The organism is Staphylococcus sp. mip270_02, from assembly GCF_054031535.1.
In genome coordinates this window covers 2,929,082-2,943,293 of sequence record NZ_CM132934.1, presented here as the reverse complement: position 1 = coordinate 2,943,293, position 14,212 = coordinate 2,929,082, and the positions used below count along the sequence as shown (strand labels likewise).

General features: G+C 36.9%; 11 protein-coding genes, 8 tRNA genes and 2 rRNA genes. All 21 read left to right on the top strand.

Features of this window, described 5'->3' with window-relative positions:
- Positions 1-12 precede the first annotated feature (12 nt).
- Positions 13-411, top strand: coding sequence for a cell division protein DivIC (gene divIC, locus ACW5YJ_RS14145; protein ID WP_017722018.1), 399 nt, complete (start codon positions 13-15; stop codon positions 409-411).
- 100 nt (positions 412-511) lie between these two features.
- Positions 512-910: a S1 domain-containing RNA-binding protein gene (locus tag ACW5YJ_RS14140; protein WP_017722020.1), complete on the top strand. Its 399-nt coding sequence runs from the start codon at positions 512-514 to the stop codon at positions 908-910.
- Positions 911-1,117: 207 nt separating this feature from the next.
- Positions 1,118-2,401, top strand: coding sequence for a tRNA lysidine(34) synthetase TilS (gene tilS / locus ACW5YJ_RS14135; protein WP_017722021.1), 1,284 nt, complete (start codon positions 1,118-1,120; stop codon positions 2,399-2,401).
- A 4-nt stretch (positions 2,402-2,405) separates the two neighbouring features.
- Positions 2,406-2,945 (top strand): hypoxanthine phosphoribosyltransferase, encoded by a 540-nt coding sequence (gene hpt, locus ACW5YJ_RS14130; RefSeq protein WP_017722022.1) that lies wholly within the window; start codon positions 2,406-2,408, stop codon positions 2,943-2,945.
- 296 nt (positions 2,946-3,241) lie between these two features.
- Positions 3,242-5,308 (top strand): ATP-dependent zinc metalloprotease FtsH, encoded by a 2,067-nt coding sequence (gene ftsH, locus ACW5YJ_RS14125; RefSeq protein WP_017722023.1) that lies wholly within the window; start codon positions 3,242-3,244, stop codon positions 5,306-5,308.
- Positions 5,309-5,544: 236 nt separating this feature from the next.
- A complete protein-coding gene (gene hslO / locus ACW5YJ_RS14120) occupies positions 5,545-6,426 on the top strand; it encodes an Hsp33 family molecular chaperone HslO (protein ID WP_135092892.1) in 882 nt (293 codons plus the stop codon).
- Positions 6,427-6,572: 146 nt separating this feature from the next.
- Positions 6,573-7,505 (top strand): cysteine synthase A, encoded by a 933-nt coding sequence (gene cysK / locus ACW5YJ_RS14115; RefSeq protein WP_017722025.1) that lies wholly within the window; start codon positions 6,573-6,575, stop codon positions 7,503-7,505.
- A gap of 227 nt (positions 7,506-7,732) precedes the next feature.
- Positions 7,733-8,536, top strand: a complete 804-nt coding sequence (gene folP, locus ACW5YJ_RS14110; RefSeq protein WP_107551691.1) for a dihydropteroate synthase — start codon at positions 7,733-7,735, stop codon at positions 8,534-8,536.
- Positions 8,514-8,879, top strand: a complete 366-nt coding sequence (gene folB / locus ACW5YJ_RS14105; RefSeq protein ID WP_017722027.1) for a dihydroneopterin aldolase — start codon at positions 8,514-8,516, stop codon at positions 8,877-8,879. The genes folP and folB overlap by 23 nt, the downstream gene beginning before the upstream one ends.
- Positions 8,879-9,358 carry a 2-amino-4-hydroxy-6-hydroxymethyldihydropteridine diphosphokinase gene (gene folK, locus ACW5YJ_RS14100; RefSeq protein WP_457338296.1) on the top strand — a complete coding sequence of 160 codons (480 nt, stop codon included), beginning with the start codon at positions 8,879-8,881 and terminating at the stop codon, positions 9,356-9,358. The genes folB and folK overlap by 1 nt, the downstream gene beginning before the upstream one ends.
- A 22-nt stretch (positions 9,359-9,380) precedes the next feature.
- The gene (gene lysS, locus ACW5YJ_RS14095; protein WP_135092891.1) at positions 9,381-10,868 is read left to right on the top strand and encodes a lysine--tRNA ligase; all 1,488 of its coding nucleotides are present in this window, start codon (positions 9,381-9,383) and stop codon (positions 10,866-10,868) included.
- Between the two features lie 510 nt (positions 10,869-11,378).
- Positions 11,379-11,493: ribosomal RNA gene (rrf, locus tag ACW5YJ_RS14090) — 5S ribosomal RNA — on the top strand.
- A 20-nt stretch (positions 11,494-11,513) separates the two neighbouring features.
- Positions 11,514-11,589: transfer RNA gene (locus ACW5YJ_RS14085), tRNA-Val, on the top strand.
- A 13-nt stretch (positions 11,590-11,602) separates the two neighbouring features.
- Positions 11,603-11,678 (top strand) — tRNA-Thr (locus ACW5YJ_RS14080).
- Positions 11,679-11,684: 6 nt separating this feature from the next.
- Positions 11,685-11,757: transfer RNA gene (locus ACW5YJ_RS14075), tRNA-Lys, on the top strand.
- Positions 11,758-11,771: 14 nt separating this feature from the next.
- Positions 11,772-11,846, top strand: a tRNA-Gly gene (locus ACW5YJ_RS14070).
- An 8-nt stretch (positions 11,847-11,854) separates the two neighbouring features.
- Positions 11,855-11,943: transfer RNA gene (locus ACW5YJ_RS14065), tRNA-Leu, on the top strand.
- Between the two features lie 13 nt (positions 11,944-11,956).
- Positions 11,957-12,033: transfer RNA gene (locus tag ACW5YJ_RS14060), tRNA-Arg, on the top strand.
- 23 nt (positions 12,034-12,056) lie between these two features.
- A tRNA-Pro gene (locus ACW5YJ_RS14055) sits at positions 12,057-12,130 on the top strand.
- Positions 12,131-12,149: 19 nt separating this feature from the next.
- Positions 12,150-12,225: transfer RNA gene (locus ACW5YJ_RS14050), tRNA-Ala, on the top strand.
- Positions 12,226-12,376: 151 nt separating this feature from the next.
- Positions 12,377-13,929, top strand: a 16S ribosomal RNA gene (locus tag ACW5YJ_RS14045).
- The last annotated feature ends 283 nt before the right edge of the window (positions 13,930-14,212 follow it).

Sequence of the window (14,212 nt, the reverse complement as noted above, 5' to 3'; positions counted from 1 at the left end):
AGGTGACAAGCATTGGGTAAAAAAGTAGAAAACATAGGTAATACATTTACTTCTTCAGAAAACAAGAAGAAACAGAAACAAAAAATGAGAAGACGCGTAGTTCGTAGACGTATTACTTTATTTGGTGGTATTCTACTCGCTATTATCATTGTTTTATGTATAATGCTTGTCACTCAAAAGCAAAGTAATCAAGAAGATGCTGTAGAACGCCAACAAAAAGAACAAAAATATCAAAAACAACAAGATGAAGAACTCGCATTAAAAGAACAACTTAATAATCTTAATGATAAAAGTTATATAGAGAAAGTAGCGAGAGACGACTATTATTTAAGTAATGATGGAGAAGTGATTTTCAAGTTGCCAGGGGACAAGTCTGAATCCAAATCGAAATCCTCGAAAGAGGATAAATAATGAAAAAAATTTTTTTGCATCATAATACCATTGTTAATTTATGCAAACAGGCATATAATAAGGTTAAAATCGAAACAAATCGGGAGGATTTATTTACAATATGTCAATCGAAGTAGGAAACAAGCTTAAAGGTAAAGTCACTGGGATTAAAAAGTTTGGCGCTTTTGTCGAACTTCCAGAAGGAAAGAGTGGCTTAGTTCACATAAGTGAAGTTGCAGATAATTACGTGGAAAATGTAGAAGACCACTTATCTGTTGGAGATGAAGTTGAAGTTAAAGTGCTTTCAATTGCTGATGATGGAAAAATTAGTCTATCTATTAAAAAAGCAAAAGATCGTCCGCGTAGACCACAAAGTAAACCTAATCACAAACAACCTCAACCAAAAGGTGAAGACTTTGAAAAGAAATTAACAAATTTCTTGAAAGATAGTGAAGATAAATTAACTTCCATCAAACGTCAAACAGAATCTAGACGTGGCGGAAAAGGCGCAAGACGCTAAAAATATATAATGAGACTGTTCCGCAAATACCTAACTTGATTCATTGAGGACAAAGTGAAATCATTTATTCCAATATTAAGTTTGATCGTAACAATCTAAGACTGTTTTCTTACTTGAGGAAACAGTCTCTTTTTTGTTAAAAATTAGAGCACTATCATTTTATGCTAGGGTGTCTAATGAATGTCTACAAGTAAGGAGGTGGTTTGCATGGAAGTGAATACTGAAGGTTGGTCCTCGGATAACCACATCGTATTGGCTGTATCAACCGGCATAGATAGTATGGTGTTGTTGCACCAACTTATTACAAACTTGCAAGATACATACGCCCAATTGACCTGTTTGCATGTGAATCATAATATTAGACCAATTGCCAATGAAGAAGAATTATTTCTCAAGCAATATTGTATTGACCATAACATTGCATTACATGTTAAACAATTGGATTTATCTGACATTGTTAAAAAAGGTAACAGTATCGAAAATGAGGCTAGACTTGAACGTTATCGTTGGTTTGATTTAATGATGAAGAATTTAAATGCAGATGTACTACTCACAGCACATCATCAAGATGACCAGTTGGAAACCATTTTTTACAGGTTAATGACAGGCCGTTCTACTAGAAGTAGTCTGGGGATGTCTTATTTAACAACTCGAGGTTGCTACGATTTATGTAAACCGCTTTTGACAGCAACTAAAGTAGAAATTAGAAATTATCAACATGCCTACGATGTTCCTTTTTATGAAGATGCAACTAATGCAGAAAATCATTATGTAAGAAATGACATTCGAAACCGCATCTTACCTGAAATAGAGCAAAATAAACACTTAGAGACCAAGCAGTTATTGAAACTAAAAGAATGGCATGACGAACAACGATTAGTTATTGAGAGCGAGGCTACCGCTTTTATAGAAAGTGCTGTTGAAGTTAATAATGCTCAATATCGTTTTTGTAGACAACAATTTTTACAACTGCGACATAGCGTGAAAATGACCGTATTAGATAAATTACTTGCTAATCTACCAATGCACGATTCTTTAACAGAAAAAACATATAATCAATGGTTTCAAATCATGGAGGAAAATATAGCGCAATCTACATTATATACAACAGATAAATGGATAATTTACATCGCTTATGATAAATTTATAATAATGGCAAATGATGACGTGAAACTTTCTCCGGCTAAGATGAATCAATCAGGGACTTACAACTATAGTCACTATAGTATTGACATTAATAACGATCTTCCTGCATTTGAATTTCCACTAGTAGTTCGTACAAGAAACGATGGTGATAAATTTGAATTAAATGGAATGAAAGGGCATAAAAAGGTTAGCAGATTGCTGATTGATAATAAAATTGAGCAACAAGAACGTGACCAAATGCCAATCATAGTTAATGCTGATAATGAAATTATTGCTGTTGGAACATTATTTTTAAAAAGTAAATACAAAGACTTAATTTGTATACGAAATATGGGAGAGGAATGAAAAAATGAGAGATGATTTAAAGGAAGTATTGTTATCAGAGGAAGATATTCATCAAATATGTAAAGATTTAGGTGAACAAATTACAGCAGCATACAAAGGGAAACCGCTTGTTTGTATCGGCATACTAAAAGGGTCAGTAATGTTTATGGCTGACTTAATTAAATATATTGATACACATTTAGCGATAGATTTTATGGATGTTTCAAGTTACCACGGAGGGACAGAATCTACAGGAGAGGTTCAAATTTTAAAAGATTTAAGTTCTTCAATTGAAAATAAAGACATCTTGATTATAGAAGATATCTTAGAAACTGGAACAACTTTAAAATCGATTACTGAATTACTAGAATCTCGACGTGTGAATTCGCTTGAAATCGTAACATTGCTTGATAAACCTAACCGTCGTAAAGCAAATATCGAAGCTAAATATGTTGGTAAGAAAATTCCTGATGAATTTGTGGTTGGCTATGGTTTGGACTACGCTGAAAACTATAGAAATCTACCTTATATCGGTACGCTTAAACCAGAAATTTATTCGAAATAAGCAATACAATTTATCCAAATAGAAAATTATTATATAATATGAGTCTAAGTCGTTTTATGTAAGTAAATACAGTAGACCTTAATTAGATAAACTCTTGTAAGTATTGTATACATAAATTTATGGTGGCTTGTTAACATGTAATACATTTTAAATATAATTAAAAGTAAAGAAATAAAAATTAAAATAAAGCGTCTGAAATTGTAAACGTAGTACAAAAGTTGAAATACTAGCCTTGAACTTATGCATTATGTTACAATTTTTGTTAGTTTTATTATTGAAGTAGGAGGAAACGACGCATGCAGAAAGCCTTTCGTAACGTGCTAGTTATCGCAATCATTGGCGTTATTATTTTTGGTCTGTTTTCATTTTTAAATGGAAATGGGAATATGCCAAAACAACTTACATATAACCAATTTGTGAAACAGCTAGAAAAGGGTGATTTGAAATCACTTGAAATACAGCCTGAACAAAATGTATATATGGTAAGTGGTAAAACAAAAAATGATGAAGACTATTCTTCAACAATTTTATATAACAACGATAAAGAGCTTGAAAAAATAACAAATGCAGCACAAAAACAAGATGGATTAAAATTTACAGTTAAAGAAGAAGAAAAACAAAGTGTATTTGTAAGCATATTAACAACATTAATTCCTGTATTAATTATTGCGTTATTATTTATTTTCTTCCTAAGCCAAGCGCAAGGTGGCGGCGGCGGAGGCGGTCGTATGATGAACTTTGGTAAATCTAAAGCTAAAATGTACGACAGTCAGAAAAAACGTGTACGCTTCTCAGATGTAGCTGGTGCAGATGAGGAAAAACAAGAATTAATTGAAATTGTCGATTTCTTAAAAGACAATAAACAATTTAAACAAATGGGCTCAAGAATACCTAAAGGTGTTCTATTAGTAGGTCCTCCTGGTACAGGTAAAACATTACTTGCACGTGCGGTTGCTGGTGAAGCTGGTACACCATTCTTCTCAATCAGTGGTTCTGACTTTGTTGAGATGTTTGTTGGTGTCGGTGCAAGCCGTGTACGTGATTTATTTGAAAATGCTAAGAAAAATGCGCCTTGTATCATTTTCATTGACGAAATTGATGCAGTTGGACGTCAACGTGGTGCTGGTGTCGGCGGTGGCCACGATGAACGTGAACAAACATTGAATCAATTATTAGTTGAAATGGATGGATTTGGTGAAAACGAAGGCATCATTATGATAGCTGCTACTAACCGTCCTGACATTTTAGATCCAGCATTATTACGTCCGGGTCGTTTTGATAGACAAATTCAAGTAGGTCGTCCAGATGTTAAGGGACGTGAAGCGATACTACATGTTCATGCTAAGAACAAACCACTTGATGAAACAGTTGACTTAAAAGCTGTTTCTCAAAGAACACCTGGTTTCTCTGGTGCCGATTTAGAAAATCTTCTTAACGAAGCATCATTAGTAGCAGTTCGTGAAGGTAAGAAGAAAATCGATATGCGTGATATAGAAGAAGCAACTGACCGCGTTATTGCAGGCCCTGCTAAGAAATCTCGTGTTATTTCTGATAAAGAACGTAACATTGTAGCACATCACGAAGCGGGTCATACGATTATAGGTATGGTACTTGATGAAGCTGAAGTAGTTCACAAAGTTACTATTGTCCCTCGTGGACAAGCCGGTGGTTACGCAATGATGTTACCAAAACAAGATCGTTTCTTAATGACGGAACCTGAATTACTAGATAAAATTTGTGGCTTACTCGGTGGACGTGTTTCAGAAGATATTAACTTTAATGAAGTATCTACTGGTGCATCTAATGACTTTGAACGTGCAACGCAAATTGCACGTCAAATGGTTACTGAGTATGGTATGAGTAAAAAACTTGGTACGGTTCAATTCTCAAGTAGTAGTAATGGACAAGTGTTCTTAGGTAAAGACATGCAAGGTGATCCAGAATATTCAGGACAAATTGCTTACGAAATTGATAAAGAAGTACAACGTATTATTAAAGAACAATATGAGCGTTGTAAAGATATCTTGTTAGAGCACAAAACTCAGTTGAATTTAATCGCTGAATCATTATTAACAGAAGAGACGTTAGTTGCTGAACAGATACGTTCATTATTCTATGACGGTGTATTGCCTGAAGTCGATTACGATGGTGCAAAAGTTGTCGAAAACGAAGATAAAGATTTTGAAAAAGGTAAATACGGAAAATCATATGATGAAGTTCGTAAAGAGCAATCAGAAAAAGATAACGATGATGAACAAGAGCAAGAAGATAAAGACACAGAAGAGACAGGTCATGAACAATCACCAAATATTGATAAACCAAGCAATCCAAGTGATCCTAATGACCCAAGCAATCGAAACTAAGAAATAAAACCAAGACTTCTTTCTGCTATCAATATGAATAGTAGAAAGAAGTCTTTTGTTTATAGTTTAAATATCCATCTAAGCAATCGTTATTTAATGACAAGTATGTAGTCAAACAAATAGTTAGTAATTTTCACCAAGAAATATTAAAATAAGTTGCGTTAATAGAAGAGAAATTGACAAAATAAGCTGAGATATGACAAAAATTAATTAAAAGTAAAGGAGCAATCTTAAAAATGACTAATGATTATATAGTTAAAGCTTTAGCGTTTGGAGGGCAGATCCGTGCGTACAGTGCTTTGACAACTGAAAGCGTTCAGGAAGCACAGACAAGACATTATACTTGGCCAACTGCATCAGCTGCGCTTGGTCGTACAATGACAGCAACATTAATGATGGGTGCTATGTTGAAAGGTGAACAAAAATTAACAGTAACAGTAGATGGTCAAGGGCCAATAGGTAAAATTATTGCTGATGCTGATGCGAAAGGAAATGTAAGAGGTTATGTCACTAACCCTCAAACACATTTCCCATTAAACGAAAGTGGCAAATTAGATGTTAGTAGAGCAGTTGGAACAAATGGGTCATTAACTGTAGTTAAAGACGTAGGACTAAAAGATTATTTCTCGGGTTCAAGTCCGATAGTTTCAGGTGAGTTAGGTGACGATTTCACATACTATTTTGCTAAAAGTGAACAAGTTCCTTCATCGGTAGGTCTTGGTGTACTCGTTAATCCTGATAATTCAATTAAAGCATCAGGTGGATTTTTAATCCAAGTAATGCCAGGAGCAGAAGATGAAACGATTAATCAATTAGAAAAAGCCATTAATAATATGACTCCGGTATCTAAATTAATTGATCAAGGTTTATCACCAGAAGAACTTTTATTTGAAATTCTTGGCGAAGACAACGTACAAATACTAGAAAATCTTCCGGCACAATTTGAATGTAATTGTGGGCACGATAAATTCTTAAATGCGATTAAAGGTTTAGGAGAGGCAGAAATTCAAAATATGATCGATGTAGATCATGGTGCAGAAGCAGAATGTCATTTTTGTAGAAGTAAATACACGTATTCAGAAGAAGAATTACAGGAATTATTAGAAAATATTAAGTAAAAAGGGTAATATTGATATTGTAATGTCTTGGAATTTAAATAAATAATGTTTTATTGTTGTATTTACAGAAAAATCTGATAAAATAAAAGTATATCCGAGAGAAAAAGTAGGGTTTGGAAACTTTTTAACGAAAAGGAGCAATACTTATGTCAAATAAACCAGTAGACAATATCGTACAAGTGATTGGAAACACACCTGTAGTTAAATTAAACAACGTTGTAGAGGAAGGTGCTGCAGACGTTTATGTAAAACTTGAATATCAAAATCCAGGCGGTTCTGTAAAAGACCGTATCGCGTTAGCTATGATTGAAGAAGCTGAAAAAGAAGGCAAAATTAAGCCTGGCGATACAATCGTTGAACCAACAAGTGGAAATACTGGTATCGGTTTAGCATTTGTTTGTGCAGCTAAAGGCTATAAAGCTGTATTTACAATGCCTGAAACGATGAGCCAAGAACGTCGTAACTTATTAAAAGCATACGGCGCAGAGTTAGTATTAACACCTGGTTCAGAAGCTATGAAAGGTGCAATCAAGAAAGCTAAAGAATTGAAAGAAGAGTTTGGTTACTTTGAACCACAACAATTCGAAAATCCAGCTAACCCTCGTGTACACGAATTAACAACTGGACCAGAATTAGTTGAACAATTTGAAGGTAAAACAATTGATTCATTCTTAGCTGGTGTCGGCACTGGTGGAACATTAAGTGGCGCAGGCAAAGTGTTAAAAGAGCAGTACCCAAATATTAATCTTGTAGCAATTGAACCAGAAGACTCTCCGGTATTAAGTGGTGGAGAACCTGGTCCTCATAAACTACAAGGTTTAGGTGCAGGATTTATTCCAGATACTTTAGATGAAAATATCTACGATGAAATTATTCAAGTAGGTAACGAAACAGCTATGGAAATGGCACGTAAAGTTGCTAAAGAAGAAGGTATCTTATGTGGTATTTCTTCAGGTGCAGCGATTCATGCAGCCATTGAAAAGGCTAAAAACCTAGGTGCAGGTAAAACAGTTGTTACTGTATTACCAAGTAATGGTGAACGTTACTTATCAACACCATTATTCGCATTTGACGATTAATCATTGAACTATATTGATAACCGGTCACATAATTATGTGTGCCGGTTTTTTAATGTGGTGATTGAATTAAACACTTCACTTTAGATATAAGTTTATTTTGATTTATTAAAATTTGCAGGTCATTCAAGTACTTGTTACTGAAAAAAATAAAAAATAACGTTATTATAGAAATATGATAATAATTTGATAGGAAAATCATTTTAGATGTGAAAGGAAGCAAAATGATTATGACGCATACAAAAATTATGGGAATATTAAATGTTACACCGGACTCATTTTCTGATGGTGGGAAATATAATTCAGTTGAAAAGGCTGTTGAACACGCAGAGAAAATGATAGAAGAGGGCGTTGATATCATAGATATTGGTGGCGTATCTACGAGACCGGGTTATGAAGAAGTGAGCGTTGAAGAAGAACTTGATCGTGTCGTACCTGTGGTAGAAGCTTTGACTCGTTTAGGTATTCAATTATCAGTTGATACATATAGAAGTGAAGTAGCAGAAGCGGCTATGAAATTAGGTGTTACGATGATTAATGACCAATGGGCTGGCCACCATGATCCGCGTATATTTGAAATTGTTGCGAAATATGAAGGTGAAATTGTGTTAATGCACAACGGAGATGGACATAGAGAAGAATCAGTCGTCGATGAGATGTTGTTGTATCTTTTAAAACAAGCAAACAAAGCTGAAATGGCGGGGATACCACAACATAAGGTGTGGATTGATCCAGGTATTGGTTTTGCCAAAACAAGAGACGAGGAAAAGGAAGTTATGTCTCGATTAGATGAACTTGTAGCAACTGGGTACCCAGTGCTGTTAGCGACAAGCAGAAAAAGGTTTATTAAGGAAATGATTGGTGTAGACACAACTCCAACTGAACGAGATGAAGCAACTGCTGGTACAACAGCATATGGTATTACTAAAGGTATTAAAGGCGTAAGAGTGCATAACGTTGCATTAAACGCTCGGATAGCACAAAGTATGGATTACTTAAAGGAGAATGATAATGCGCGACACAATATTTCTTAATGGTATGAGATTTTATAGTTATCATGGCGCGTTACCAGCCGAAAATGAGATTGGACAAATATTTATTGTTGATGTCACTATGAAAGTTGATCTTAGCATAGCGGGTGAAACTGACAAAGTTACAGACACTGTGCATTATGGAGAAGTTTTTGAAGAAGTGAAAGCGATTATGGAAGATGAACCAGTAAATTTATTAGAGCATCTGGCTGAACGTATTGCAAAACGTATAAATTCACACTATAATCGTGTAGTGGAAACGAAAGTTAGAATCACTAAAGAAAATCCACCTATACCTGGACATTATAATGGAGTAGGTGTTGAAATAGTGAGGGAGAATCACTAATGACATATGCGTATTTAGGATTAGGTAGTAATGTTGGAGAAAGAGAAACGCAACTTGATGAAGCAATACGCATTTTAAATAACAAAAATGGTATTGAAGTCACGAAAGTTTCGCCAATATATGAAACAGAGCCGGTAGGTTATGTTGATCAGCCACAATTTTTAAATCAATGTATTGAAATTCAAACATTATTGAAGCCAAAACATTTGTTAAAGGTATGTATGGAAACAGAACAACAATTGCATCGTGTGAGAGATGTACGCTGGGGCCCAAGAACTTTAGATGTAGATATTTTATTGTTTGGAGATAAAATTATTGAAAAAGAAGATTTGATTGTTCCGCATCCAAGAATGTTAGAACGTTCATTTGTTCTGATTCCATTAAATGATATAGCATCTGATTTTATTGAACCGCATTCTAATCAAAAAATTGGTGATATTGTGATGACAGACGATTCAGTGAAAAAGTATAAAGATTGAAAAGCATAAAGGAGAGAAAGTTATGTCAGAAGAAATGAACGACCAAATGCAGGTTCGCCGTCAAAAATTACAAGAATTATACGATTTAGGAATTGATCCATTTGGGCAAAAATTCGACCGTAGTTCAATGGCTAGCCCATTACACGAAGATTGGGATCAATTTTCTAAAGAAGAATTACAAGAAAAAGAAGAAGAAAGCCATGTAAGTATAGCAGGGCGTTTAATGACCAAACGTGGTAAAGGTAAAGCAGGATTTGCTCATGTTCAAGATTTAAGTGGCCAAATACAAATTTATGTAAGAAAAGACCAAGTAGGCGATGAACAATTTGAGATTTGGAATTCTTCAGATTTAGGTGACATCGTTGGCGTTGAAGGTGTTATGTTTAAAACGAATACAGGTGAACTATCAGTTAAAGCAAAATCGTTCACGCTTTTAACAAAAGCATTACGTCCGTTACCAGATAAATTCCATGGTTTACAAGATATCGAACAACGTTATCGTCAACGTTACCTTGACTTAATTACAAACCAAGATAGTACTAAGACATTTATCAACCGTAGTAAAATATTACAAGAGATGCGTAACTATTTAAATTCTCAAGGATTCTTAGAGGTGGAAACACCAATGATGCATCAAATAGCTGGTGGTGCTGCAGCTCGTCCATTTGTTACACATCATAATGCATTAGATGCTACATTGTATATGAGAATTGCAATTGAATTACATTTGAAACGTCTTATCGTCGGTGGCTTAGAAAAAGTATATGAAATTGGTCGTGTGTTTAGAAATGAAGGTGTGTCTACAAGACATAACCCAGAATTTACAATGATTGAATTATATGAAGCTTATGCTGACTATCACGACATTATGGATCTTACTGAAAATATGATTAGACATATTTCAGAAAAAGTATTAGGTACTGCTAAAGTAACATATGGTGAAGAAACAATTGATTTAGAGTCTAATTGGAAACGAATCCATATGGCTGACGCTGTTAAAGAAGCGACAGGTGTAGATTTCTTTAACATCCAAAGTGATGATGAAGCTAAAACAGCCGCTAAAGAACATGGTGTAGAAATCACAAATAATATGAAGTACGGTCATATCTTAAATGAATTCTTTGAACAAAAAGTTGAAGAAACATTAATTCAACCTACATTTGTTTATGGGCACCCAATAGAGATTTCTCCTTTAGCTAAGAAAAATCCAGAGGACCCTAGGTTTACAGACCGCTTTGAATTATTCATTGTAGGTAGAGAACATGGTAATGCATTTACAGAATTAAACGACCCTATTGATCAAAGAGCAAGATTTGAAGCTCAATTAGTAGAAAAAGAACAAGGGAACGATGAAGCTCACGAAATGGATGAAGACTTTATTGAAGCACTAGAATACGGTATGCCTCCAACAGGTGGTTTAGGTATAGGTATTGATAGACTAGTGATGTTACTTACTGATTCAGCATCAATCCGTGACGTATTATTATTCCCGTATATGAGACAGAAGTAATATAACTAATTATGTATTTGAATATTCTAGCTTAAAATAAAACGACTATCATGTTTCGTCATAATGACAAGACATGATAGTCGTTTTTTTATTGTTGAAAGAAGCGGTTAATATAGGAGGGGATGAATAAAAGTCCATTTCAAGTACAATTTTAATAAATAAATTAAGTAATAAGAAACGATTACGCATAATTATGCTATAAAGATATAAAAATATACTATAAAAGGTATGGTAAATGCTGTTTTCATGTGGTAAGATTATTCAAGTCGAGTTAAGCAAGTGAGCAAAACAGGACATGCGAAAATACTAGAATAAATATTTTAAGAAAAAATTGAAAAGCTATTGACTCAAATGAGAAAACGTAGTATTATATAAAAGTCGTCAAAAACGATGATTACATAAGCGAATAACTTAAGTAAATGTTGTTTAAAGATTTTTTGAAGATAGTGTAAAATTGACTATTGCAATTGATTGATAAACAATGTATCATTAATGGAGTAAGTTATTTTGTCTGGTGACAATGGCAAAGAGGTCACACCTGTTCCCATGCCGAACACAGAAGTTAAGCTCTTTAGCGCCGATGGTAGTCGGACTTACGTTCCGCAAGAGTAGGACGTTGCCAGGCTTTATAAATAGATTCCATGTGGAGGATTAGCTCAGCTGGGAGAGCATCTGCCTTACAAGCAGAGGGTCGGCGGTTCGAACCCGTCATCCTCCACCATTTTAAATGAATAGCCGGCCTAGCTCAACTGGTAGAGCAACTGACTTGTAATCAGTAGGTTGGGGGTTCAAGTCCTCTGGCCGGCACCATTTCATGAGCCATTAGCTCAGTTGGTAGAGCATCTGACTTTTAATCAGAGGGTCAGTGGTTCGAGCCCACTATGGCTCATACAGTTTCATTTTGCAGAAGTAGTTCAGCGGTAGAATACGACCTTGCCAAGGTCGGGGTCGCGGGTTCGAATCCCGTCTTCTGCTCCATTATTTTTGCCGGGGTGGCGGAACTGGCAGACGCACAGGACTTAAAATCCTGCGGTGAGAGATCACCGTACCGGTTCGATTCCGGTCCTCGGCACCATCATTTTAATAATGCGCCCGTAGCTCAACTGGATAGAGTACTTGACTACGAATCAAGAGGTTACAGGTTCGACCCCTGTCGGGCGCACCATTTTTAAAATGTTTAAATTAATACGGGAAGTAGCTCAGCTTGGTAGAGCACTTGGTTTGGGACCAAGGGGTCGCAGGTTCGAATCCTGTCTTCCCGACTCTTTTAAAATTATATATGGGGGCTTAGCTCAGATGGGAGAGCGCCTGCTTTGCACGCAGGAGGTCAGCGGTTCGATCCCGCTAGTCTCCACCATATTTATTATTGATTGAAGAAATGAACATTGAAAACTGAATTGCAATATGTCAACGTTAATTCCGAACGCAACATTAAATTGTTGGTTCAAAACAAGTGTTAGAGATAACACAAATTAGTATTTTATGAGCTAATCAAACATCATAATTCATTTATGGAGAGTTTGATCCTGGCTCAGGATGAACGCTGGCGGCGTGCCTAATACATGCAAGTCGAGCGAACAGATAAGGAGCTTGCTCCTTTGACGTTAGCGGCGGACGGGTGAGTAACACGTGGGTAACCTACCTATAAGACTGGGATAACTTCGGGAAACCGGAGCTAATACCGGATAACATTTGGAACCGCATGGTTCTAAAGTGAAAGATGGTTTTGCTATCACTTATAGATGGACCCGCGCCGTATTAGCTAGTTGGTAAGGTAACGGCTTACCAAGGCAACGATACGTAGCCGACCTGAGAGGGTGATCGGCCACACTGGAACTGAGACACGGTCCAGACTCCTACGGGAGGCAGCAGTAGGGAATCTTCCGCAATGGGCGAAAGCCTGACGGAGCAACGCCGCGTGAGTGATGAAGGGTTTCGGCTCGTAAAACTCTGTTATTAGGGAAGAACAAATGTGTAAGTAACTGTGCACGTCTTGACGGTACCTAATCAGAAAGCCACGGCTAACTACGTGCCAGCAGCCGCGGTAATACGTAGGTGGCAAGCGTTATCCGGAATTATTGGGCGTAAAGCGCGCGTAGGCGGTTTCTTAAGTCTGATGTGAAAGCCCACGGCTCAACCGTGGAGGGTCATTGGAAACTGGGAAACTTGAGTGCAGAAGAGGAAAGTGGAATTCCATGTGTAGCGGTGAAATGCGCAGAGATATGGAGGAACACCAGTGGCGAAGGCGACTTTCTGGTCTGTAACTGACGCTGATGTGCGAAAGCGTGGGGATCAAACAGGATTAGATACCCTGGTAGTCCACGCCGTAAACGATGAGTGCTAAGTGTTAGGGGGTTTCCGCCCCTTAGTGCTGCAGCTAACGCATTAAGCACTCCGCCTGGGGAGTACGACCGCAAGGTTGAAACTCAAAGGAATTGACGGGGACCCGCACAAGCGGTGGAGCATGTGGTTTAATTCGAAGCAACGCGAAGAACCTTACCAAATCTTGACATCCTTTGAAAACTCTAGAGATAGAGCCTTCCCCTTCGGGGGACAAAGTGACAGGTGGTGCATGGTTGTCGTCAGCTCGTGTCGTGAGATGTTGGGTTAAGTCCCGCAACGAGCGCAACCCTTAAGCTTAGTTGCCATCATTAAGTTGGGCACTCTAGGTTGACTGCCGGTGACAAACCGGAGGAAGGTGGGGATGACGTCAAATCATCATGCCCCTTATGATTTGGGCTACACACGTGCTACAATGGACAATACAAAGGGCAGCTAAACCGCGAGGTCATGCAAATCCCATAAAGTTGTTCTCAGTTCGGATTGTAGTCTGCAACTCGACTACATGAAGCTGGAATCGCTAGTAATCGTAGATCAGCATGCTACGGTGAATACGTTCCCGGGTCTTGTACACACCGCCCGTCACACCACGAGAGTTTGTAACACCCGAAGCCGGTGGAGTAACCATTTATGGAGCTAGCCGTCGAAGGTGGGACAAATGATTGGGGTGAAGTCGTAACAAGGTAGCCGTATCGGAAGGTGCGGCTGGATCACCTCCTTTCTAAGGATATATTCGGAAACATCTTCTTACGAAGATGAAATAGGAATAACATTGACATATTGTATTCAGTTTTGAGTGCTCATTGGAGTATTCATTGCATTATTTTGTACATTGAAAACTAGATAAGTAAGTAAAATTTATGATTTTACCAAGCAAAACCGAGTGAATTAGAGTTTTTTAACAAGCTTTGAATTCAAAAAGAAATAATCGCTAGTGTTCGAAAGAACACTCACAGATTAATAACATTTTGGGTTTTCAACCGACTTGTTCGTGTTGAAAGTCA